This is a genomic window from Streptomyces sp. URMC 127, assembly GCF_051386535.1.
Lineage (GTDB): Bacteria > Actinomycetota > Actinomycetes > Streptomycetales > Streptomycetaceae > Streptomyces.
The window spans coordinates 1-407 of record NZ_JBPQTW010000512.1 but is presented as its reverse complement, the minus strand read 5'-3'; the positions used below and the strand labels follow the sequence as shown (position 1 = coordinate 407).

At 79.4% G+C, this 407-nt stretch carries 1 pseudogene; it reads left to right on the top strand.

The features are described 5' to 3' along the window. Window positions 1–407: pseudogene (locus ACSNOH_RS35170) on the top strand (hypothetical protein); the annotation flags it as partial.

Below are 407 nucleotides of genomic sequence, written 5' to 3'. Positions count from 1 at the left end.
GGACCCCCCGACCGTCACCGCGGGAGCCGTGCCGCCCCCGGCGCCGCACCCCTCGCAGCCCCTGCCGCCGACCGCGCCCGCGCCCTCCCCGGCCCCGTACGGCTATCCGCAGCCCGGCCCGTACGGTTCCGGCCAGGCGGGCCACGCCCCGGGCCCGCACGACTCGGGCAGCACGTACGTCACCGGCTACCTCCCCTACGGGCCTCCCGCGCCGCGCCGTTCGCGGACGCCGCTCATCCTCGCCGCCGTGGTGGCCGCGGGGCTGATCGCCGGAGGAGGAACGGTCTTCCTGCTCAAGCAGAACGGCGCGAAGGACAACGCCGCCGGCCCGGCGAGCTCCTCTTCACAGGCGGCCTCCCCCGGCTCCCCCGGCGCGTCGTCCCCGCCCGCCTCGCCCGCCACGGGAC